Source organism: Streptomyces sp. NPDC051636 (genome assembly GCF_044453765.1).
Classification (GTDB): Bacteria; Actinomycetota; Actinomycetes; order Streptomycetales; family Streptomycetaceae; genus Streptomyces.
The window spans coordinates 142,765-164,861 of record NZ_JBITDA010000018.1; the positions used below are offsets into that span (position 1 = coordinate 142,765).

Genomic DNA, 22,097 nt, shown 5'->3' on the forward strand with positions numbered 1-22,097 from the left:
GGGGGGAGTATGGAGATCGTCGCCGGGCGCGCGTTGCCCGCGGGGAGCCGGTGGGACCGGGAGGTCCTCGCCCGGGACGTCGGACGGCTCCGGCTGGCCGCCGGGTACGACCTCACCCACCACCAAGGCCTGGAGCTGATCTTCTGCGACCCGGTCTTCGTCTCCTGCCCGCAGGCCTTCCAGGACCCCGCCTTCCGCACGCCCACGGACGAGGAGACGGAGGGCCTCGCGCGGTTCCTCGGCGAAACACCACCCGTCGTGGTCGCGTTCGAGGCCGAGGCCGGCGGCCGGGACGCCGTCTCCTGCCCGATCGCCGCCGAGCGGCCGGACATCCTGCCGGGGCTCGTGCCAAGGCACCCGTGCGCGGGCGCGGCCGCCCCGGGTGCCCCCGACTGGCCCGGACCCCCCTTGCCCACGGATTAGGATGGACGCCATGGCCAAGACCAGTACGACGACCCAGGGGCTGCGCGCGGCGATCGAGCGCAGCGGCTACTACCCGGCCCTCGTGGCCGAGGCGGTGGAGGCCGCTGTGGGCGGCGAGCCCATCCGGTCGTACCTGGTCCACCAGGAGACCACGTTCGACCAGAACGAGGTGCGGCGGCACGTGACCGTGCTGGTCCTCACCGGCAACCGGTTCATCGTCAGTCACACCGACGAGCAGGCCGCCGACAGCACCTCCCCGACGCCGTACGCGACGACGTCCACCGAGTCGGTGAAGCTCGGCCGGATCTCGTCGGTCGTCGTCAGCCGTGTGGTCGCCAACCCGGAGCAGTACACGCCGGGCACCCTGCCCCGCGAGATCGTGCTGACCATCGGCTGGGGCGCCGTCTCCCGCATCGACCTGGAGCCCGCCGCGTGCGGCGACCCCAACTGCGAGGCGGACCACGGCTACACGGGCAGCTCGACGGCGGACGACCTCAGCCTGCGCGTCAGTGAGGCCGGGGACGGTCCGGACACGGTGCGCCAGGCGCTCGCCTTCGCGCAGGCCATCTCCGAGGCGACTGCGGACGTCACGCGCTGATGGCGCAGACCACCGCCTGGGATTCCCACCCGGAACCGCTCGCCCTCGGCACCGCCCCGCTGCCCGAGTACGGCACCGGGTCGCTCGCCGACCTGCTGCCCACCCTGGCCGCGGGGATGGCCGTACCCGGCATGACCGCCGCGATCACGGAACTGACCCCGGCCGACCGCAACTGCGTCTTCCTGATCGACGGCCTCGGCTGGGAGCAGATCGCCGCACACCCCGCCGAGGCCCCCTTCCTGACCTCGCTGCTCGGCAGCTCGCGCGGCGGCACGGGCCGCCCGATCACCGCCGGCTACCCGGCGACCACCGCGACCTCCCTCGCCTCCGTCGGCACCGGTCTGCCGCCGGGCGCGCACGGCCTGCCCGGCTACACGGTCCGCAATCCCGAGACCGGCGAGCTGATGAACCAGCTCCGCTGGAACCCCTGGACACCGCCCGGCCCCTGGCAGCCGTACCCCACCGTCTTCCAGCTGGCCCACCAGGCGGGTGTGCACGCCGCCCAGGTGTCGTCCCCGACCTTCGAGAACACCCCGCTCACCAAGGTCGCGCTGAGCGGCGGAACGTTCCTCGGGCGGCTGACCGGCGAGGAGCGCATGGACCTCGCGGCCGAGCAACTGGCCGCCGCGGACCGCTCCCTGGTCTACACGTACTACGCCGAACTGGACGGCGCCGGGCACCGCTACGGCATCGCCTCCGACACGTGGCAAGGCCAGCTCATGCACGTCGACCGGCTGGCCCAGCGGCTGGCCGAGCAGCTGCCCCCGCGCAGCGCGCTCTACATCACCGCCGACCACGGCATGGTCGACATCCCGTTCGACGAGCAGCACCGCATCGACTTCGACGAGGACTGGGAGCTGCGCGCCGGGGTCGCCCTGCTGGGCGGCGAGGGGCGCGCCCGCCACGTGTACGCCGTACCGGGCGCCGAGAACGACGTGCTGACCTGCTGGCGCGAGGTGCTCGGCGAGCAGTTCTGGGTGGCCTCCCGGGACGAGGCGGTCGCGGCGGGCTGGTTCGGGCCGCACATCGACGACCGCGTGTACCCGCGCATCGGCGACGTGGTCGCCGCCGCGCACGACGACGTCCTGCTCATCGCCTCCGAGCGGGAGCCGAAGGAGTCGGCGATGGTCGGCAACCACGGTTCGATGACCCCAGCCGAGCAGTTGGTCCCGCTGCTCGAAGTACGCTCCTGAAGAAACCTCCGCCGACCGGCAGTTCCCGCCGTCCCCGCCGAAAGGTGCTCATCTCCCCATGCCCGAGCTGGTGTTCTTCTCCGGAACGATGGACTGCGGGAAGTCGACGCTGGCTCTCCAGATCGAGCACAACCGCTCCGCGCGCGGCCTGGCCGGCATGATCTTCACCCGTGACGACCGGGCAGGCGAGGGCAAGCTGTCCTCCCGCCTCGGCCTGGTCACCGACGCGGTCGAGGTCGAGGACGGGCAGAACCTGTACGCGTACCTCGTCGAGCACCTCTCGCAGGGCGGCCGCGCGGACTACGTGATCGCGGACGAGGCGCAGTTCCTGGCGCCGGAGCAGATCGACCAGCTCGCGCGCGTGGTCGACGACCTGGACCTCGACGTCTACGCCTTCGGCATCACCACCGACTTCCGCTCCAAACTGTTCCCCGGCTCCCAGCGGCTGGTGGAGCTCGCCGACCGGGTCGAGGTGCTGCAGGTCGAGGCGCTGTGCTGGTGCGGTGCCCGGGCCACCCACAACGCCCGTACGGTGGGCGGGGTCATGGTGGTCGAGGGTGCCCAGGTGGTCGTCGGGAACGTCAACCAGTCCGCGGACGAGGTCGGCTACGAGGTGCTGTGCCGCCGGCACCACCGCCGCCGCATGACGGCGGCGACCGCACGCGCGGCGGCCCTGTCCCCGGACGTCCTGCCGGTCTCGTCCGGCTGAGCGGCCGCCCGCGCCGAACTCAGCGCGGGTCCTGCACCACCGCGAACAGCCCGCCCTCGGGATCCGTCACCGTCGCGACCCGGCCGTGCTCGCTTTCGTGGGCCGGCCTCAGCACCCGGCCGCCGAGTTCGACGACGTGCCGCAGCGTCTCGTCCGTGTCGTCGACCTGGAAGTGCGTCAGCCAGTGCGGTCCCCGGTCCCGGGGCAGGGCGTGGCCGACGCCGTGGATACCGGCGACCGGGTGGCCGGCCAGGCGCAGGGTCACATAGTCGAAGTCGGCGGAGACCACCGGTTCCTCGTCGTAGCCGAACAGCGTCTTGTAGAACTTGACGACACTCACGGTCTCGAACGTCAGCAGCTCGTTCCAGGCGGGCGTGCCGTGGACGCCGCTGATGGCGGTGCCGGAGCGTGGCGCGCCCTGCCAGACGCCGAACACGGCCCCCGAGGTGTCGGAGCCGAGCGCGAGCCGCCCGGTGTCGGGCGCCTCCAGGGGGCCCACGCCCACGGTGCCACCGCACAGCCGTACCGTTTCGGCCGTCTGGTCCACGTCGTCCGAGGCGAAGTACGGCGTCCAGGCGACGGGCAGGTCGAGGTCCGGGGCCAGCTGGCCGATGCTCCCCACCCGGTGCCCGTCGAGCAGGGCCCGCACGGAGGGGCCGAGCTGCTGGGGGCCCGGCTCGAACTCCCAGCCGAACAGCTCCCCGTAGAACTCCTCGGTCGGGGCAAGCCCGTGCACCATCAGGCTCACCCAGCAGGGCGTGCCGGGCGTGCGCCGACCGTGCGTGCCGCCGTTCGGGCCGGCCGACCCCCGTGCCTCGGTCATCGTCACTCTCTCCTGGCCGCCTCGCGGCGACCGTGTCGCTTCCGCTTCCCGCACCCACGTGCCGCAGGCGCGCGCACGCCCGTGCCGACGCTCGCACCCTGTGTGGCCCCCCGTGACCCGGCCTCGCCGTCGTCGGGGCGCGACCGAAGGGTGTACACCATGTGCCCGATCCCGTACGCATGGTGATCGAGCCTGTCCGGCGGAGCAGAGTAGTCGGACCTGGACGACGCGGCCACCCCTGACGTATGGATGGACGCCATGGAAGCCATCATCACCGCAACGGAACTCGCGCACGACTTGGCCGGGGCCAACCCGCCCGTGCTGCTGGACGTCCGCTGGCAGCTCAGCGTGGCCAGGGCGGCCGGCGCGCCGGCCTTCGACGGGCGGGCCGAGTACGCGGCCGGGCACATCCCGGGCGCCGTCTTCGTCGACCTGGACGAGGAACTGGCCTCGGCGCCGGGGGAGCGCGGCCGGCATCCGCTCCCCGACATCGCGGAGTTCGGCGCCGCGATGCGCCGAGCGGGTGTCTCCTCCGGCCGGCCGGTGGTCGTGTACGACGGCGGGCAGGGCTGGGCTGCCGCGCGGGCGTGGTGGCTGCTGCGCTGGACGGGTCACCCGAACGTGCGGGTGCTCGACGGCGGGTTGCCGGCCTGGGAGGGCCCGCTGCCGACGGACGTACCCACGCCCCCGGAGGGCGACTTCGAGCCGGAGCCGGCCGAGCAGGGACTCCTCGACGCGGACGCCGCCGCCGCGCTGGCCCGCTCCGGCGTCCTGCTCGACGCGCGGGCGGCGGAGCGGTACCGGGGGGACGTGGAGCCCATCGACCGGGTGGGCGGGCACATCCCGGGCGCGCTGTCCGCGCCGACGACCGAGAACGTGACGGCGGACGGCCGCTTCCTGCCCGCGCAGGAACTGCGGTCCCGCTTCAAGGGCCTCGGCGCGTCCGAGGACACCGAGGTCGGCGTCTACTGCGGCTCGGGCGTCTCCGCGGCCCACGAGGTGCTCGCCCTCGCGGTCGCGGGCATCCCGGCGGCGCTGTACGTGGGGTCCTGGTCGGAGTGGTCCGCGGATCCGTCCCGGCCGGTGGCCACGGGACCCGACCCCCAATAACGCTCCCGTGAGCGCAGGGGGCTTCCCGCTCAGGAGCCCCCTGCGCTCACGGTCCTGCAGGCCGGCTACTCCTGCTTCTTGCGTCGTGTGCCGAACACGATCTCGTCCCAGCTGGGCACGGCGGCCCGGCGGCCGGGGCGGACGCCGTCGGCCTCGGCCTGGCGGTCGGTGGCGCCGATGAGGCGGTCGCGGTGGCTGCTGACCGAGCGGGGCATGAGAACGTCGGCGTAGGCGGAACCGGCCGAGGCCGCCGGGGCGGGGGGTTCCTCCGCCTCCGGTTCGGTGGGCTCGGGCTCCTCCGGGGACTCCGGCGGCCGCTCCGGGACCATCAGGTCGCCCCGGAAGCTGGGCACCGCCTCCAGCAGGCTGGTCAGCGAGTCGCGTTCACCGGTGCTCTCCTCGGCCGGCTCGGGCGCCTGCGCCGGCAGGCTCGGCCGCTCCCGGTCCAGGGCACGGTCCAGCGGGCGGTCGCGGGGCAGCCGGGCGATGCGCGGCACGAACGGGAAGCTCGGCTCGGGCGCGCCGAGGTCGTCGGACTCCCCGATCAGCGAGCGGGCCTCGTCGTCGACGGCCTGGACGAGCCGCCGGGGCGGGTCGTACGTCCAGCTCGCCGAGTGCGGCTCGCCCGCGACCCGGTAGACCAGCAGGACCTCCCAGGTGCCGTCGTCGCGGCGCCAGGAGTCCCACTGCACGGTGTCCTTCTCGGCGCCGCGCAGCAGCAGTCGCTCCTGGACGGCCTCACCGAGCAGCGGACCGGAGTTCTCGCCGGGCCGGCGGACCGGGGTCTTGCGGGCCCGCTCGGCCATGAAAGCGCGTTCGGCCAGGACCGGACCCTCGAAGCGCCGCACCCGGTCGACGGGGATGCCGGCGAGCTGGGCGACCTCTTCCGCGGTCGCGCCCGCACGTATCCGCGCCTGGATGTCCCGGGGGCGGAGATGGCTCTCGACCTCGATCTCGATCTGGCCGAGGCGTGGCCGGTCGCCGCGCACGGCGGCGCGGAGCCGTTCGTCGATAGGAAGCGTGTACTCCGTAGAGTCGGCAGCCTTCAGCACCAGCCGTGTGCCGTCATTCGAGACGGCCACGACACGCAGTTCGGGCATGGGGACCTCCCGGGTGGTGCCTGCCGACGTCACGTGCGTCGCTGCTTCCGCTAGTCGAGTGTGGCCTGCCCGGGTGCAGCCTGCCACAACCTTGCCGAGTTGCCCGGCGTGTCGGGCCTGGGCCCTGGGCCGCCGTTATGGCACGGTTACCTATTCGCAACGCTAAGTGACCAACTCCGTCACCCTGTGCAACTATCCCCCTCCCGGCGGTCCTGCAAGGGCCCCGGACACCCTGGCGGGAGACCGGACCCAGGGCTCGCAACAGTACTCCATTTGGACCATGTGCGTGGATGGGCGCGCCGCCCAACTTCTGGCAAGAGCCGCCGCTTCACCGTCCGCAAGCGGCTTTCACGATCTTGAACGTGGTGTACTTCACGCAATCCCCGCAAGCGGAACGGCCCCCCGGAACTCCGTTACGCCCCCAACACCCTGCGCAGGTAGTCGTTCTGGAAGCGCCGCTGCGGGTCCAGCCGGTCACGCAGGGCGGTGAACTCGCCGAAGCGGGGGTAGGCCTCAGCCAAGTACGCGGCGTCCCGTGTGTGCACCTTGCCCCAGTGCGGCCGTCCCTCGTGCGCGGTGAAGATGCGCTCGGCGGCGGTGAAGTACGCCTGATAGGGGGTGCCCTTGAACATGTGGACGGCCACGTAGGCGCTGTCCCGGCCGGAGGCGGTGGACAGCGTGATGTCGTCGGCCGGGGCGGTGCGCACCTCGACCGGGAAGCTGATCCTTAGGTCCGAACGGTCCACCATCGCCTTGAGTTCCCGCAGGGTGTCCACCAGCGCCCCGCGCGGCACGGCGTACTCCATCTCCACGAACCGCACCCGGCGGGGCGAGGTGAAGACCTTGTACGGGATGTCGGTGTACGTCCGCGCGGACAGCACCCGGCTGGAGACCTGGGCGATGGCCGGGATGGCGGCCGGCACCGCGCGGCCGACCCAGTTGGCCACCTGGAAGACGCCGTTGGAGAGGAACTCGTCCTCGAACCAGCCGGCCAGCTGTCCCATCGGCTTCTCCGGGCCCGCGCTGCGGTTGTTCCGCTTGGTGTTGGTGTTGCCGGTGTGCGGGAACCAGTAGAACTCGAAGTGCTCGTTCTCCGCCCAGAGTTGGTCGAACTCGGCCAGGACCCGGTCGAAGGGCATGGGTTCTTCACGAGCTGTGAGCAGGAAGACCGGCTCCACGGCGAACGTGATCGCCGTGACGATGCCCAGCGCGCCCAGGCCTGTCCGGGCCGCCGCGAACACCTCCGGATTCTCCTTCTCGGAGCAGGTGAGCACCGACCCGTCGGCCGTGACCAGCTCAAGGCCCCTGATCTGGGCGGCGATCGAGGCCGAGTCGCGGCCGGTGCCGTGCGTGCCGGTGCTGGTGGCCCCGGAGACCGTCTGCTCCATGATGTCGCCCATGTTGGTCAGCGACAGACCCTCTCGGGCCAGGGCCACGTTGAGTCTCTTGAGGGGCGTGCCCGCCTCGACGGTGACCGTCATGTTCTCCCGGTCGACGCTGCGGATGCCCGTCAACAGCTGAGGGCGGATCAGCACACCGTCGGTGGCCGCGATGGCGGTGAAGGAGTGCCCGGTGCCGACGGCCTTCACCTTCAGGCCGTCCTCGGCGGCCCGGCGTACGGCCGCCGCCAGCTCCTCCACGGAGGCGGGCGTCACCTCCCGCGCGGGACGGGCGGCGACGTTGCCTCCCCAGTTACGCCACGTGCCGTTCCCGCCGCTCGTTGTGGTGCTCAAGGGTGCCTCCCCGACCCGGAGCCGGCCCGGTGAGCCGGCGGTACCCGAGGAAACCGACCGCGACCGCGACGGCCCCGGACACGGCCGGAACCCCGTACCCGGCGTGCGCGCCGGCTGCGTCGATCACCCAGCCGGCCGCGGAGGAGCCGAGCGCGACCCCGACCGCCAGGCCGGTGCTCACCCAGGTCATGCCCTCGGTGAGCTTCGCGCGAGGTACGTGCTCTTCGATGAGGGACATCGTCGTGATCATCGTCGGCGCGATGGACAGGCCCGCAACGAACAGTGCCACGGCCAGAAGCGACAAGTTTCCGACCAGTAGGAGGGGGATCATACTCACGGCCATCGCGCATACGCCCAGCAGCCACCTGCGTCCCGGCGGCCCAGCGAGGCGCAGCAGCCCGAACACCACTCCGGCCACGCAGGAGCCCGCCGCGTACAGCGCCAGGACCACGCTCGCCGCGCCCTTGTGACCGCGCTCGTCGGCGAAGGCGACGGTGACCACGTCGACCGCCCCGAAGATCGCCCCCGTCGCGACGAAGGTGGCCACCAGTACCTGCAGGCCGGGGGAGCGCAGGGCCGAACCGCCGCCGTGGTGCTCGCGCGGGTGCGGCTCGGGCTCGGTGGCGCGCTGGGCGGTCAGCCAGAAGACGCCGGCAGCCAGGAAACAGGCGGCCAGCAGCGGCCCCGCCTCCGGGAACCAGGCCGTGGACAGGCCGATGGAGACGATCGGCCCGAAGATGAAGCAGACCTCGTCCACCACGGACTCGAAGGAGTACGCGGTGTGCAGCCGGGGAGTGCCCCGGTACAGCGCCGCCCAGCGGGCCCGGATCATCGCGCCCAGGCTCGGTACCGAGCCGATGCCGGCGGCGCACCCGAACAGCACCCACTCCGGCCACCGCAGATGCGCCGCGAGCAGCAGTCCGGCCGCCGCGGCGAGGGCCACCACGGTCGCCGGGCGCAGCACCCGCCGCTGCCCGTACTGGTCCACCAGCCGCGATATCTGCGGCCCGATCGCAGCGGCGGACAGGGCGATGGTGGCGGACAGCGCGCCCGCGAGCCCGTACCGCCCGGTGAGCTGGGAGATCATCGTGACCACGCCGATGCCCATCATCGACAGCGGCATCCGGCCGAGGAGGCCCGCGGCGGAGAAACCCTTGGCGCCGGGGGCGGCGAACAGGGCGCGGTAGGGGCTCGGCACGGGAGTCTCCGGTCTTCGGGCGTAAGGCGCGAATGCAGCTGATACAGCTTACGAGTCAGGTGACCCTGATGCACTCGGAGATGCAGGAGACAAAACCGGCCGAAAACCGGCCGGAACCCGGCTCTTCACCCCGCTGTTTCCGGCCTGTCCGTGCCGGGTGGCAGGATCGAGACATGCCAGACGCGCTCGATGCCACCCCCTACGACGCCCTGCTCCTGCTCTCGTTCGGCGGCCCGGAGGGCCCGGACGACGTGGTCCCCTTCCTGGAGAACGTGACCCGCGGGCGCGGCATCCCCAAGGAACGCCTCAAGGAGGTCGGGCGGCACTACTTCCTGTTCGGCGGGGTCAGCCCCATCAACGACCAGAACCGCGCCCTGCTGGACGCCCTGCGCAAGGACTTCGCCGAGCACGGCCTGGACCTGCCGATCTACTGGGGCAACCGCAACTGGGCGCCGTACCTGACGGACACCCTGCGGGAGATGGCCGCGGACGGCCGCCGCCGCGTCCTGGTCCTCGCCACCAGCGCCTACGCCTCCTACTCGGGCTGCCGCCAGTACCGCGAGAACCTCGCCGACTCGCTGGCCGCCCTGGAGGCCGAGGGTCTCCCGCTGCCGCGCGTCGACAAGCTGCGGCACTACTTCAACCACCCGGGGTTCCTCGAGCCCATGATCGACGGGGTGCTGGAGTCGCTCGCCGACCTCCCCGAGGACGTCCGGGCCGGCGCCCACCTCGCCTTCACCACCCACTCCGTGCCGGTCGCCGCCGCCGACACCTCCGGCCCGGTCGAGGCCCACGGCGAGGGCGGCGCGTACATCGAGCAGCACCTGGACGTGGCCCAGCTGATCGCCGACGCCGTCCGCGAGCGCACCGGCGTCGAGCACCCCTGGCGGCTCGTCTACCAGTCCCGCTCCGGCGCCCCGCACATCCCGTGGCTGGAGCCCGACATCTGCGACCACCTGGAGGCGCTGCACGGGGCCGGGGTCCCGGCCGTCGTCATGGCGCCCATCGGGTTCGTCTCCGACCACATGGAGGTTCTCTACGACCTCGACACGGAGGCCAAGGCGAAGGCCGAGGAGCTGGGCCTGCCGGTACGCCGCTCGGCGACCGTCGGGGCGGACCCGCGGTTCGCCGCCGCGGTCCGCGACCTGATCCTGGAGCGTGCCGCCGCCGAACGCGGCCAGGAGGTCACGCCGTGCGCCCTGGGCGCCCTCGGGCCGAGCCACGACGTCTGCCCGGTCGGCTGCTGCCCGGCCCGCGCCCCCCGCCCGGCCGCCGCGGGCGCCGACAGCCCCTACGCGTGAGGAACCACGTGACCGACACCCTGCACACGGAACTGCTCACGCTGGCCCAGGAGGCCGCCCTACGGGCCGGGGAACTGCTGCGGGACGGCCGTCCGGCCGACCTCGCGGTCGCCGCGACGAAGTCCAGCCCGATCGACGTCGTCACCGAGATGGACATCGCGGCGGAGAAGCTGATCACCGACCTGATCTCGGCCCACCGCCCCGACGACGGCTTCCTCGGCGAGGAGGGCGCCGCCACCGAGGGCACGAGCGGCGTCCGCTGGGTGATCGACCCGCTCGACGGCACGGTCAACTACCTGTACGGGCTGCCCACCTGGGCGGTCTCCATCGCGGCCGAACAGGACGGCGAGCGTGTCGTCGGGGTCGTCGCCGCCCCGATGCGCGGCGAGACGTACCACGCGGTACGCGGCGGCGGTGCCCGGGCCACCGGCGCCTGGGACGGCGAGCGGGAGCTCGCCTGCCGGCCCGCGCCGCCCCTGGACCAGGCGCTGGTCTCCACCGGCTTCAACTACGTCTCCGAGGTCCGCACCCATCAGGCCGAGGTGGCGGCGAGGCTGATCCCGCTGCTGCGCGACATCCGGCGCGGCGGCTCGGCCGCGGTCGACCTGTGCGACGTGGCCTGCGGCCGGCTGGACGGGTACTACGAGCGCGGGCTCAACGCCTGGGACGTGGCCGCGGGTGACCTGATCGCCCGGGAGGCGGGCGCGTTGACCGGTGGACGGCCCGGAGAGCGGCCATCACGTGACCTCACGGTCGCGGGCACCCCAGGCGTCTTCGAGCCCCTCCAGCGGTTGCTGGAGGACTTCGGGGCCTGGCACGACTGACCAGGGGCGCAGGCAGAAAGCACACGGGACCCCCGGCGCTGGATTCGCCGGGGGTCCCGCTGTGCGCTTCGGGCCCTCAGACGCTGGGCGCGCCGACCTCCACACCGTGTTCGGCGGCGAGGCGGCGCAGGTCGTCGAGCTCTGCCTGCTCCACCTCGGCGAGGAAGTCGTCGCCCTCGTCACGAGCCCGCGACAGGTCGGACTCGGTCGCCCTTATGCGCTGCAGAAGTCCTGCGGTGAAAGCGTCCATGCTGCGCCCCCTCGTCCTGGGTCGTGGGTCGGTGGCACGGGGGTGTGCCTGTTGGGAAGGGGCGATCACGTCTCCGTAGGTGCCCAGCGCTGCCCAAGCCGGGCGGCGACGGTGCCGGACACCCACGCCCACTCTGCCGATAAGCGGATCGCGGCGTACCGCATGGTGCTGCGGCACATGCAGAGCGTGATCGCGGGGTGTAAAGCCGTCCTCCCCCCGCTCCCTTCCGCGGAAACCTAACCGGAGGAGAAAATCTCGCATTCCCGTCCCGGGCCCGTGAGCCTCCGTTCCCACCGCTGTCTTACAGCCGACTTATGGCGGAAAAGGGCAGGATGGAGGTCACACGACAGGACGAAGACTCCTGCCCGTGCGCGCTTCGGCGTGCTACGCGGGTGGACACAGGAAGGACATGCGACGTGCGCGTACTCGTCGTCGAGGACGAGCAACTGCTCGCCGATGCGGTGGCCACCGGACTGCGCCGGGAGGCCATGGCCGTCGACGTCGTGTACGACGGTGCGGCCGCCCTGGAGCGCATCGGCGTCAACGACTACGACGTGGTCGTCCTCGACCGCGACCTCCCGCTCGTGCACGGCGACGACGTCTGCCGCAAGATCGTCGAGCTGGGCATGCCCACGCGCGTACTGATGCTCACCGCCTCCGGCGACGTCAGCGACCGCGTCGAGGGCCTGGAGATCGGCGCCGACGACTACCTGCCCAAGCCGTTCGCGTTCAGCGAGCTCATCGCGCGCGTGCGCGCCCTGGGCCGGCGCACCAGCGTGCCGCTGCCGCCGGTCCTGGAGCGCGCCGGCATCAAGCTCGACCCCAACCGCCGCGAGGTCTTCCGCGACGGCAAGGAGGTCCAGCTCGCGCCGAAGGAGTTCGCCGTCCTGGAGGTGCTGATGCGCAGTGAGGGCGCCGTCGTCTCCGCCGAGCAGCTGCTGGAGAAGGCCTGGGACGAGAACACCGACCCGTTCACCAACGTGGTGCGCGTGACCGTGATGACGCTGCGCCGCAAGCTGGGCGAGCCGCCCGTCATCGTCACGGTCCCCGGCTCCGGCTACCGGATCTGATGGCCGTGGCCGCCACCCCGGCGCCTCCCCAGGCGCCCCCGAAGCCCACCTGGGACCCCAGAAGGCCGGAGCCGCCGTTCCCCTGGCTGCGCCCGACCATCCGGATACGCCTGACGCTGCTGTACGGCGGCATGTTCCTGATCGCCGGCATCCTGCTGCTGTCGATCATCTACCTGCTGGCCGCGCAGGCGATCAGCACCGGCAACCAGCCGCTGTTCAAGATCGTGAGCGGTACGGCGATCAAGGTCTCCAGTGACGACTGCCCCGCGATCAACGCGCAGAACACGCAGACTCTGCCGCTGGCGGACTTCAACGACGTGATCAGCCGGTGCGTCGACCAGCAGCGCCAGGCCGCCCTGGACAACCTGCTCAGCCGCTCGCTGCTGGCCCTACTGGGCCTCGCGGTGATCGCCTTCGCGTTCGGCTACGCCATGGCCGGCCGGGTGCTCTCGCCGCTGGGCCGGATCACCCGCACCGCGCGCGCGGTGGCCGGCTCGGACCTGTCCCGCCGGATCGAGCTGGACGGCCCGGACGACGAGCTGAAGGAGCTCGCGGACACCTTCGACGACATGCTGGAGCGGCTGCAACGGGCCTTCACGGCGCAGCAGCGCTTCGTCGGCAACGCCTCGCACGAGCTGCGCACGCCCCTGGCGATCAACCGCACGCTCCTGGAGGTCCACCTGTCGGACCCGAACGCGCCCGTGGAACTGCAACAGCTCGGCAAGACGCTGCTGGCCACCAACGAGCGCAGCGAGCAGCTCGTGGAGGGCCTGCTGCTGCTCGCCCGCAGCGACAACCAGATCATCGAGCGCAAGCCCGTGGACCTGGCCGAGGTCGCCTCGCAGGCCATCGACCAGGTGCACGCCGAGGCCGAGGCCAAGGGCGTCAGGATCCGGGGCGAGCGCAAACCGGCGGTCGTCCAGGGCAACGGCGTCCTGCTGGAGCGGATCGCGCTGAACCTGGTGCAGAACGCGGTGCGCTACAACATGCCCCATGAGGAGATGCAGCGCGAAGCGCTTCCGGACAAGGGCGGCGGCGGGCGACGGGAGGGCGGCTGGGTGGAGGTCACGACCGAGGTACAGCACGGGCAGGCCGTCCTGGTCGTCTCGAACACCGGGCCCGTGGTGCCGGCGTACGAGATCGACAACCTCTTCGAGCCCTTCAGACGGCTCCGTACCGAACGCACGGGCAGCGACAAGGGCGTCGGCCTCGGCCTGTCGATCGCCCGGTCCGTGGCCCGCGCGCACGGCGGCCACATCTCGGCCCGGCCGAGGGAGGGCGGCGGTCTCGTGATGCGCGTCATGCTGCCGGTCTGACCCGACCGTGACACACACGGCGATGTTCGCTTTGCGCAGAATTTTCCGACTAGTAGACAGGGTTCACTGTGTGTGATCGATCACATGGGCGGTTTTCCGGCCATCTACTCTCCGTGGTCATGATCCTTGGCGGAAAGCCGGGAAAATCCGGGTTTTCGGGAGTCCTGATCACGGGAAGTACACGGTGAGATGCCTTTGAGGTGCGGCACCCGGACCGTGTACGGTCCCCATCGCCATCCCAGCCGATCACTCTTGAGGGGTCCGGTTGGGTGTCGATTGAGTAACAGACCTTGATGTGAGGCAAAATCTCCGCCTCGGGTCGGGCACAAGTCCGGCCTCTCACGCGTTACGTGCGCTGGAGACACCGCAGACACCCAGAGGGGGAGAGCGACATGGCAACCGACTACGACACCCCACGCAAGACCGACGACGACGTCGATTCGGACAGCCTCGAAGAGCTGAAGGCCCGGCGCAACGACAAGTCCGCTTCGGCAGTGGACGTCGACGAGTTCGAGGCCGCGGAGGGCCTGGAGCTGCCCGGCGCCGACCTCTCGAACGAGGAGCTGGCCGTCCGGGTCCTGCCCAAGCAGCAGGACGAGTTCACGTGCATGAGCTGCTTCCTGGTTCACCACCGCAGCCAGCTGGCTCGCGAGAAGAACGGTCAGCCGATCTGTCGCGACTGCGACTGAGGAGGGGTCGGCCGTGACCGGCTCGACCCCTCCTCGGAAGCGCCGCTTCCACCTTCGGGGAGCGGACCAGGGGCCGTCCGACGGCCCGCACGGCGCACGTGACGACGAGCGGGGCTCACCCGGGAAGGGAGCCTCGCTCGAACCAGCGGCCGGCCGGGGTGACCGCCCGTCGCCGGCCCAGCAGCCCGCCCCTGTCGCCCGGCGACGGGCCGCGGTGATCCGGGAGAAGGCCCGGGAAGGCGTCCGCAAGGGCGGCAGCCGCGCCCGGGCGGGTCTGTCGTACCTGACCGACCGGATCATCGAGATCGCCCCGCGGATCCCCGTACGCGACCTCGCGACGCTGCGCGGACAGTTCCCGGGCCTCGGGCCCGAACAGCTCGCCGACAAGCTCGTGGCGGGTGCGGCGAACGCGACCTCCACGGTCGGTGCCGGGATCGGCGCGGCGGCGATGCTGCCGGTGCCGCCCGCGATGCCCACCGAGCTGGCCGCTGAGATCACCGGGGTCGCGGCGATCGAACTGAAGCTCATCGCCGAGCTCTACGAGGTGTACGGCGTACGGCCGCCGGGCAGTCTGAAGGACCGCAGTACCGCGTATCTGTCCTCCTGGTCGGAGGAGCGCGGGATCGACGTGATGAAGCCGTCCACGATCGACACGGCCCTCGGCGGCCGGATGAAGCGTCAGCTGCGCCAGCAGATCATGAAGCGGATGGTCCGCAACCTGCCCAACCTCATGCCCTTCATGGTCGGCGCCGCCGTCGGCGCGGTACTCAACCGCCGGGACACCAGGAAACTGGCGGCACGCATCCGGGCCGACCTGCGGAAGATCCAGGTTCCGTGGGACGCGCTCGTCGGACTGCCCCCGCTGGAGCCTCCGGCGCGTCCGCTGTCGATGGGGGACGTGGCCGAGGGGCTGGGGGACTGACGGGATTCCCCGCGAGCCGGGGCTATGCCGCCTCTTGCCTCGCCGCCTCGATCGCGGCAGCGAGGCCTTCCGGGTCCCGGGTCGACAGGTACAGGTACGGGGTCGGGTCGTCCGGGTCGGTGACCTCGAGGCGCAGGGCCGTGGGGATGTAGGCGCGCAGCAGAAGGAAGGCGCGGGTGTCGGCCTTGTAGGTGCGCCAGGCGCGGGCCTCCTCCTGGTCCAGGACCTCCCACTCGCCCAGCGCCGACACCGGGATCTTCGCCTCGCCCGCGATCAGGGAGTCACCCACGACGCGGATCCGGATCGAGCCGTAGGAACTCGCGCAGACCGCGGCCGCCGCCGTGCCGCCCACCAGACCGCCGAGCAGCGGCAGGGGGCCGAAGGGCAGCAGGATCAGGGCGAACGAGACCCCCACCAGGAAGCTGATCAGCCACCAGGAGCGGGGGGCGGTGAGGCGTTCGTCGTACGGGGCGGCGGAGAGCTGCATGGAACCAAGCTTGGCACGGTGAACGGACACCCCCGACGCACGGGTAAGGTCTGCGGCTGTGAGTGGTAGTTCCGCAGCTCTTCAGCCCCCGGCCGACGCCGTGAAACCGGTTCGGCACCCCGATGCTCCCGCGCCCGGTGAGCTCCTCGGTGCGCACTACGGCCAGTGCTTCGGCTGCGGCGGCGAGCAGCAGCACGGGCTGCATCTCGCGGCCCGCGCGGGCGAGGGCGTCTCCCTCACCGCCGAGTTCACCGTGCGGCCCGCCCACCAGGGCGCACCGGGCCTCGCGCACGGCGGGGTGCTCGCCACCGCCCTGGACGAGACGCTGGGCTCGCTGAACTGGCTGCTGCGGACCATCGCCGTGACGGGGCGGCTCGAGACGGACTTCGTACGGCCCGTACCGGTGGGGACGACGCTGCACCTGGAGGCCGAGGTGACCGCCGTCGCCGGGCGGAAGATCTACTGCACCGCCACCGGGCGGATCGGCGGCCCGGAGGGCCCCGTCGCCGTCCGCACGGACGCGCTCTTCATCGAGGTGAAGGTCGACCACTTCGTCGAACACGGCCGCAGGGAAGAGATCCAGGCCGCCATGAGCGACCCCGACCGGATCCGGCGTGCCCGCGCCTTCGAGGTGAACCCGTGAGCCCCGCGACCCCCGCCGACCGGGCCCCCGTGCAGGTGCTCATCCGGCGCGTCGACCCCGGCGTACCGCTTCCTGCGTACGCGCACCCCGGCGACGCCGGGGCGGATCTGCGGACGACTCAGGCCTGTGCACTCGGGCCCGGTGAGCGCGCCGTACTGCCCACGGGAGTGTCCATCGCGCTCCCGGAGGGGTACGCGGCCTTCGTGCACCCTCGATCCGGTCTCGCCGCCCGCTGCGGTGTCGCCCTCGTGAATGCCCCGGGGACGGTTGATGCCGGGTACCGTGGGGAGATCAAGGTGATCGTGGTGAATCTCGACCCGCGCGAGACCGTGCGGTTCGAGCGCTTCGACCGGATTGCCCAACTGGTCGTCCAGCAGGTCGAGAAGGTCCGCTTCCAGGAGGTGGCGGAACTTCCCGGCTCGGCGCGGGCCGAAGGGGGCTTCGGGTCCACCGGTGGCCATGCCGCGGTGGGCGGCGAGAGCGGCACAAGCGGTCGGGCCGCCGAGGGCGGCCGGACGGGTGGGTATCGATACGCTTCGGTCGTATCCGACCGGGAAGGACAGTGACGTGTTCGGACGTCGCAAGAAGAAGGGTGCCGCCGAGGACGCGGCCGGCGAGGCCGAGCAGGTCGTCGACAACGTCGACACCGAGGCGGACGAGGGAGAAGAGGCCGAGCGCGAGCGCGTCCGGCTCGAGCCGGAGCCGCGGCCCGACGGGCCCTGGGACAGCACCGAGGTGCGCGACCCGGGTGAGGGCCGCGTGGACCTCGGCGGGCTGTTCGTGCCGGGCGTCGACGGCATGGAGCTCCGCGTCGAGGTCGCGGGCGACGCGATCGTCGCGGCGACCGTCGTCCTGCGTGACAGCGCCATCCAGCTGCAGGCCTTCGCCGCGCCCAAGCGCGAGGGCATCTGGGGCGAGGTACGCGAGGAGATCGCGGCCGGCATCACCCAGCAGGGTGGCATCGTCGACGAGGTCGAGGGCCCGCTCGGCTGGGAGCTGCGCGCCCAGGTGCCGGTGCAGCTGCCGGACGGCACGGGCGGCTTCCAGGTCGTGCGGTTCGTCGGCGTGGACGGTCCCCGCTGGTTCCTGCGCGGCGTGATCTCGGGCCAGGGCGCGGTGCAGCCGCAGGCGGCCGGGCTGCTCGAGCAGATCTTCCGGGACACGGTCGTGGTCCGCGGCGAGGGCCCGATGGCGCCCCGCGACCCGATCGTCCTGAAGCTGCCGAACGACGCCCAGATGGTCCCCGAGGGCCTCCAGCAGGAGGAGGGCGCCTCCCGCTTCTCCGGCGGCATGGGGCATCTGCAGCGCGGCCCGGAGATCACCGAGGTCCGCTAGGGCTTGCCGGCGGATCAAGTCGCAGGAAAATGGGCAGCGCCTCGTCGACGCGGATGGGTGTGCCGAGCCCCGCGTCTGCGGCATGACCCGCCGGGCAGCCCCAGACGCACACGCGAGGGGCCGCACCCGGATCCGTCCGGGATGCGGCCCCTCGCGCGTTCTCCCGCGCGAGCCGTTGAACCGCCGGGCGTCCGGCGGCGATACCGGCGCCCGGTCCACGGGGAGGCGACATGAGCCGAGTGGTCACCGAGACCATGGTGCGCCTCGAGAACGTCCACAGGTCCTACGGCCACGGAGCCGCCGCTGTACACGCCTTGCCCGGTGTGTCCTTCGAGGTCCCGCGCGGTGAACTCGTGGCCCTCAAGGGGCGCTCCGGGTCCGGCAACACCACGCCTTCTCAACATCGTCGGCGGGCTCGACGCACCCGACCGGGGCCGCATCGCCGTCGACGGGCAGGACCTGGCGGAACTCGGTGAGAGCGGCCGGCTCGCCCTGCGCCGGGACCGGATCGGCTTCGTCTTTCAGTCCTTCGGGCTCAGCCGATCCTCACCGCCGCCGAGAACGGCGGCGTCCCGCTGCGGCTGAGCCGGGCCCCGCGCGCGTGAGGAACGCGTCGGGCTGCCGCTGTCCCTGGTGTACCTCGCCGACCACGCGGCCCAGCGGCCGGCGAGCTCTCCGGCGGCCACAGCAGCGCGTCGCCATCACCCGCGCCGTCGCCAGCCGCCCCGCCCCGCTCACGCTGACGAGCCGACCGCCCAGCCGGACGCCGACACCGGTCACGCCGTGAGGGAACTGCTGCGGGCCGTCGTCCACACCGAGAAGGTCACCGCGCTGGTCGACCCGCACGACGCGACGCTGCTCGACCTGGCCGACCGGGTGCTGGAGCTGAGCGACGGAGAGATCACCGAGGGGTGACCGACGGGTGTGGCCACCCGCACCACGGTTTCGGCCACTGCGTCGACCGGCCCGGTGGACATCCGCCGCTCCCCCCGTCAGAGTCGCGTCGAAGATGCCCCACGCACCGCTCCACCCCATGTGCCCGCTTCGCCGGCCGTAGGGTCGACGCTGCGTAGGCGGCAGTCACCGGAAGACAATGGGGCCATGGCACGCGGCAAGCTTCGGATCTACCTCGGCGCGGCGCCCGGCGTGGGCAAGACCTGCGCCATGCTGTCCGAGGCGCACCGCCGGATCGAGCGGGGCACCGAATGCGTGGTGGCCTTCGTCGAGCACCACGAGCGGCCGCGTACCGAGGTGCTGCTGCACGGGCTCGAACGGGTGCCGCGCAGGGAGCTGGAACACCGGGGCGGCCGGTTCACGGAGATGGACGTGGACGCCGTCCTCGCGCGCCGCCCGCGGGTGGCCCTCGTGGACGAGCTCGCCCACACCAACATCCCCGGCTCCCGCAACGCCAAGCGCTGGCAGGACGTGCAGGAGCTGCTCGCCGCCGGGATCGACGTGGTCTCCACGGTCGACATCCAGCAGCTGGAGTCGCTCGGCGACGTCGTGGAGTCCATCACGGGCGTGCGGCAGCAGGAGACCGTACCGGACGAGGTGATCCGGCGGGCCGACCAGATCGAGCTGGTCGACATGTCGCCCGAGGCGCTGCGCCGGCGCATGGCCCACGGCAACATCTACAAGCCGGACAAGGTCGACGCGGCCCTGTCCAACTACTTCCGCCCGGGCAACCTCACCGCCCTGCGCGAGCTGGCGCTGCTGTGGGTGGCCGACCGGGCCGACGAGTACCTGAAGCAGTACCGCAGCGAGCACCGGGTGTCGGCGATATGGGGCTCCCGGGAGCGGATCGTGGTCGGCCTGACCGGCGGACCGGAGGGGCGCACGCTGATCCGGCGCGCCGTCCGGCTGGCCGAGAAGGGCGCCGGCGGCGAGGTGCTCGCCGTCTACATCGCCCGCAGCGACGGGCTGACCTCGGCCTCCCCCAAGGAGCTCGCCGTCCAGCGCACCCTCGTCGAGGACCTCGGCGGCACCTTCCACCACGTCGTCGGCGACGACATACCCGCCGCCCTGCTGGACTTCGCGCGCGGGGTCAACGCCACCCAGATCGTGCTGGGCTCCTCCCGGCGCAAGGCCTGGCAGTACGTCTTCGGGCCCGGCGTCGGCGCCACGGTCGCCCGGACTCCGGTCCCGACCTGGACGTGCACATCGTCACCCACGACGAGGTCGCCAAGGGGCGCGGACTGCCCGTGGCCCGGGGCGCCCGGCTCGGCCGGTCGCGGGTCGTGTGGGGCTGGCTGGTCGGCGTGGCCGGCCCGGCGGTGGCGGTGGTGCTGCTGAACACCGTCCACCTGGGCCTCGCCAACGACATGCTGCTCTTCCTGACGCTGACGGTGGCCGCGGCCCTGCTCGGCGGGCTCCTGCCCGCCCTGGCCTCGGCCGCGGTGGGCTCCCTGCTGCTGAACTACTTCTACACACCGCCCCTGCACCGCTGGACGATCGCCGACCCGAAGAACATCGTCGCCATCGTGATTTTCGTCGCCGTCGGCATGTCCGTGGCCTCCGTGGTCGACCTGGCGGCCCGGCGCACGCACCAGGCGGCCCGGCTGCGCGCCGAGTCGGAGATCCTCTCCTTCCTCGCGGGCAACGTGCTGCGCGGCGAGACCGGCCTGGAGGAACTGCTGGAGCGGGTCCGGGAGACCTTCGGGATGGAGTCGGCGGCCCTGCTGGAGCGGGCGAGCGACGTCGACCCGTGGACGTGCGCCGGCCGGGTGGGCACCGGACGGCCCGTGGACAGGCCCGACGAGGCGGATGTGGACATGCCGGTCGGGGACCACATGGCGCTCGCGCTGACCGGCCGCGTACTGCCCGCCGAGGACCGCCGGGTGCTGGCCGCCTTCGCCGCCCAGGCCGCCGTCGTCCTGGACCGCACGCGGCTGCGGGAGCAGGCCGCCCAGGCCCGCGCGCTGGCCGAGGGCAACCGCATCCGCACGGCGCTGCTGGCCGCCGTCAGCCACGACCTGCGCACCCCGCTGGCCGGCATCAAGGCGGCCGTGTCCTCGCTGCGGTCGGACGACGTGGCGTGGTCCGAGGCAGACCGGGCGGAGCTGCTGGCGGGCATCGAGGAGGGCGCCGACCGGCTCGACCACCTGGTGGGCAACCTGCTCGACGTGTCCCGCCTGCAGACCGGCACGGTCACCCCGCTCATCCGCGAGATCGACCTCGACGAGGTGGTCCCGATGGCACTGGGCGGCGTGCCCGAGGACAGCGCCGTGCTGGACGTCCCCGAGACCCTGCCCATGGTCGCCGTCGACCCCGGGCTGCTGGAGCGGGCGGTGGCCAACCTGGTGGAGAACGCCGTGAAGTACAGCCCGCCGGACCGGCCCGTCCTGGTCGCCGCCAGCGCCGTCGCCGACCGGGTCGAGGTGCGCGTGGTGGACCGGGGGCCCGGCGTCCCGGACGAGGCCAAGGACCGTATCTTCGAGCCGTTCCAGCGCTACGGCGACGCCCCGCGCGGCGCCGGCGCCGGCCTCGGCCTCGCGGTCGCGCGCGGCTTCGCCGAGGCCATGGGCGGCACCCTGAACGCCGAGGACACGCCCGGCGGCGGCCTCACCATGGTCCTCAGCCTCCGCGCGGCAGGACCGCGTCCCGAGCTCCTCCCCGCGGGGGAGGACACCGCACCACCGGAAAGGCAGGTCTCATGACCCGGGTGCTTGTCGTCGACGACGAGCCGCAGATCACGCGCGCCCTCGTGATCAACCTCAAGGCCCGCAACTACGAGGTCGACGCCGCGCCCGACGGCAGGACCGCCCTCGACCTCGCCGCCTCCCGCCACCCGGACGTGGTCGTCCTCGACCTGGGGCTGCCCGACATGGACGGCGTCGAGGTCATCAGGGGCCTGCGCGGCTGGACCCGGGTGCCGATCCTCGTGCTGTCGGCCCGGCACTCCTCCGACGAGAAGGTCCAGGCACTGGACGCGGGCGCCGACGACTACGTCACCAAGCCCTTCGGCATGGACGAACTGCTCGCCCGGCTGCGGGCCGCCGTCCGCAGGACCGAGCCCGTCGGGTCCGGTGAGGACGACGTGACCACCGTGGAGACCGAGCAGTTCACCGTCGACCTGGCCGCGAAGAAGGTCAACCGGGGCGGGAAGGACGTCCGCCTCACGCCCACCGAGTGGCACCTGCTGGAGGTGCTGGTCCGCAACACCGGCCGGCTGGTCGGCCAGAAGCAGCTGCTGCAGGAGGTGTGGGGGCCGTCGTACGGAACGGAGACGAACTACCTGCGCGTGTACCTGGCCCAGCTGCGCAGGAAGCTGGAGGCGGACCCCTCGCACCCGAAGCACTTCATCACCGAGCCGGGGATGGGGTACCGGTTCGAGAAGTGAGGCGCGGGCCGGGCCGGGGGTGCGTCGGTGCCGG

General features: G+C 72.3%; 21 protein-coding genes and 2 pseudogenes. 17 read left to right on the top strand and 6 right to left on the bottom strand.

Going from position 1 to position 22,097, the window contains the following annotated elements:
- Window positions 1–9: 9 nt before the first annotated feature.
- Genes ACIBBH_RS27930 through ACIBBH_RS27945 form a run of 4 tightly spaced genes read left to right on the top strand, consistent with a single transcriptional unit; the run spans window position 10 to window position 2,923 of the window.
- A complete protein-coding gene (locus ACIBBH_RS27930; protein ID WP_399409194.1) occupies window positions 10–423 on the top strand; it encodes a hypothetical protein in 414 nt (137 codons plus the stop codon).
- 1 nt (window position 424) lies between these two features.
- A complete protein-coding gene (locus tag ACIBBH_RS27935; protein WP_399409196.1) occupies window positions 425–1,021 on the top strand; it encodes a DUF5998 family protein in 597 nt (198 codons plus the stop codon).
- Entirely contained in the window at window positions 1,021–2,214 is a 1,194-nt protein-coding gene (locus ACIBBH_RS27940) for an alkaline phosphatase family protein (protein WP_399409198.1), read from the top strand. Before ACIBBH_RS27935 ends, ACIBBH_RS27940 begins: the two co-directional genes overlap by 1 nt.
- 58 nt (window positions 2,215–2,272) lie before the next feature.
- Entirely contained in the window at window positions 2,273–2,923 is a 651-nt protein-coding gene (locus ACIBBH_RS27945; RefSeq protein ID WP_399409201.1) for a thymidine kinase, read from the top strand.
- Window positions 2,924–2,942: 19 nt separating this feature from the next.
- Here the strand turns inward: ACIBBH_RS27945 and ACIBBH_RS27950 are convergent, their stop codons facing one another.
- Window positions 2,943–3,746, bottom strand: coding sequence for a VOC family protein (locus tag ACIBBH_RS27950; protein WP_399409203.1), 804 nt, complete (start codon window positions 3,744–3,746; stop codon window positions 2,943–2,945).
- A gap of 258 nt (window positions 3,747–4,004) precedes the next feature.
- On the opposite strand from ACIBBH_RS27950, the gene ACIBBH_RS27955 reads away from it, so the two are divergent.
- Complete coding sequence (locus tag ACIBBH_RS27955) at window positions 4,005–4,856, top strand: sulfurtransferase (RefSeq protein ID WP_399409204.1); 852 nt, start codon at window positions 4,005–4,007, stop codon at window positions 4,854–4,856.
- Window positions 4,857–4,921: 65 nt separating this feature from the next.
- Here ACIBBH_RS27955 and sepH read toward each other — a convergent pair whose 3' ends face one another.
- From sepH to ACIBBH_RS27970, 3 genes are all read right to left on the bottom strand, one after another.
- A complete protein-coding gene (sepH, locus tag ACIBBH_RS27960; RefSeq protein ID WP_399409206.1) occupies window positions 4,922–5,956 on the bottom strand; it encodes a septation protein SepH in 1,035 nt (344 codons plus the stop codon).
- A gap of 413 nt (window positions 5,957–6,369) precedes the next feature.
- On the bottom strand, window positions 6,370–7,689 hold the full coding sequence (locus tag ACIBBH_RS27965; RefSeq protein ID WP_399409208.1) for a D-arabinono-1,4-lactone oxidase: 1,320 nt from the start codon (window positions 7,687–7,689) through the stop codon (window positions 6,370–6,372).
- Complete coding sequence (locus tag ACIBBH_RS27970) at window positions 7,649–8,887, bottom strand: MFS transporter (protein WP_399409210.1); 1,239 nt, start codon at window positions 8,885–8,887, stop codon at window positions 7,649–7,651. Before ACIBBH_RS27970 ends, ACIBBH_RS27965 begins: the two co-directional genes overlap by 41 nt.
- A gap of 173 nt (window positions 8,888–9,060) precedes the next feature.
- On the opposite strand from ACIBBH_RS27970, the gene ACIBBH_RS27975 reads away from it, so the two are divergent.
- Together ACIBBH_RS27975 and ACIBBH_RS27980 are read left to right on the top strand one after the other, a co-directional pair.
- Entirely contained in the window at window positions 9,061–10,188 is a 1,128-nt protein-coding gene (locus tag ACIBBH_RS27975; protein WP_399409212.1) for a ferrochelatase, read from the top strand.
- Window positions 10,189–10,196: 8 nt separating this feature from the next.
- Window positions 10,197–11,012 carry an inositol monophosphatase family protein gene (locus ACIBBH_RS27980; protein ID WP_399409214.1) on the top strand — a complete coding sequence of 272 codons (816 nt, stop codon included), beginning with the start codon at window positions 10,197–10,199 and terminating at the stop codon, window positions 11,010–11,012.
- Window positions 11,013–11,088: 76 nt separating this feature from the next.
- Here ACIBBH_RS27980 and ACIBBH_RS27985 read toward each other — a convergent pair whose 3' ends face one another.
- A complete protein-coding gene (locus ACIBBH_RS27985; RefSeq protein ID WP_399409216.1) occupies window positions 11,089–11,262 on the bottom strand; it encodes a hypothetical protein in 174 nt (57 codons plus the stop codon).
- 416 nt (window positions 11,263–11,678) lie between these two features.
- On the opposite strand from ACIBBH_RS27985, the gene ACIBBH_RS27990 reads away from it, so the two are divergent.
- From ACIBBH_RS27990 to ACIBBH_RS28005, 4 genes are all read left to right on the top strand, one after another.
- Complete coding sequence (locus tag ACIBBH_RS27990; protein ID WP_003993508.1) at window positions 11,679–12,332, top strand: response regulator transcription factor; 654 nt, start codon at window positions 11,679–11,681, stop codon at window positions 12,330–12,332.
- Window positions 12,333–12,337: 5 nt separating this feature from the next.
- The gene (locus ACIBBH_RS27995) at window positions 12,338–13,648 is read left to right on the top strand and encodes a sensor histidine kinase (RefSeq protein WP_399409218.1); all 1,311 of its coding nucleotides are present in this window, start codon (window positions 12,338–12,340) and stop codon (window positions 13,646–13,648) included.
- 392 nt (window positions 13,649–14,040) lie between these two features.
- Window positions 14,041–14,337, top strand: a complete 297-nt coding sequence (locus tag ACIBBH_RS28000; RefSeq protein WP_003993510.1) for a DUF4193 domain-containing protein — start codon at window positions 14,041–14,043, stop codon at window positions 14,335–14,337.
- A 13-nt stretch (window positions 14,338–14,350) separates the two neighbouring features.
- Window positions 14,351–15,259 (top strand): hypothetical protein, encoded by a 909-nt coding sequence (locus ACIBBH_RS28005; RefSeq protein ID WP_399409220.1) that lies wholly within the window; start codon window positions 14,351–14,353, stop codon window positions 15,257–15,259.
- A gap of 22 nt (window positions 15,260–15,281) precedes the next feature.
- Here the strand turns inward: ACIBBH_RS28005 and ACIBBH_RS28010 are convergent, their stop codons facing one another.
- On the bottom strand, window positions 15,282–15,746 hold the full coding sequence (locus tag ACIBBH_RS28010) for a DUF3093 domain-containing protein (protein WP_399409223.1): 465 nt from the start codon (window positions 15,744–15,746) through the stop codon (window positions 15,282–15,284).
- Between the two features lie 58 nt (window positions 15,747–15,804).
- Between ACIBBH_RS28010 and ACIBBH_RS28015 the strand changes: the two genes are divergently transcribed.
- From ACIBBH_RS28015 to ACIBBH_RS28040, 6 genes and pseudogenes are all read left to right on the top strand, one after another.
- The gene (locus ACIBBH_RS28015) at window positions 15,805–16,389 is read left to right on the top strand and encodes a PaaI family thioesterase (RefSeq protein WP_399409225.1); all 585 of its coding nucleotides are present in this window, start codon (window positions 15,805–15,807) and stop codon (window positions 16,387–16,389) included.
- On the top strand, window positions 16,386–16,955 hold the full coding sequence (gene dut, locus ACIBBH_RS28020) for a dUTP diphosphatase (RefSeq protein WP_399409227.1): 570 nt from the start codon (window positions 16,386–16,388) through the stop codon (window positions 16,953–16,955). The genes ACIBBH_RS28015 and dut overlap by 4 nt, the downstream gene beginning before the upstream one ends.
- 1 nt (window position 16,956) lies before the next feature.
- The gene (locus tag ACIBBH_RS28025; RefSeq protein ID WP_399409229.1) at window positions 16,957–17,724 is read left to right on the top strand and encodes a DUF3710 domain-containing protein; all 768 of its coding nucleotides are present in this window, start codon (window positions 16,957–16,959) and stop codon (window positions 17,722–17,724) included.
- Between the two features lie 230 nt (window positions 17,725–17,954).
- Window positions 17,955–18,639, top strand: a pseudogene (locus tag ACIBBH_RS28030) (ABC transporter ATP-binding protein).
- A 186-nt stretch (window positions 18,640–18,825) separates the two neighbouring features.
- Window positions 18,826–21,380, top strand: a pseudogene (locus tag ACIBBH_RS28035) (ATP-binding protein).
- Window positions 21,377–22,063 carry a response regulator gene (locus tag ACIBBH_RS28040; protein WP_399409231.1) on the top strand — a complete coding sequence of 229 codons (687 nt, stop codon included), beginning with the start codon at window positions 21,377–21,379 and terminating at the stop codon, window positions 22,061–22,063. The pseudogene ACIBBH_RS28035 and the gene ACIBBH_RS28040 overlap by 4 nt, the downstream one beginning before the upstream one ends.
- The last annotated feature ends 34 nt before the right edge of the window (window positions 22,064–22,097 follow it).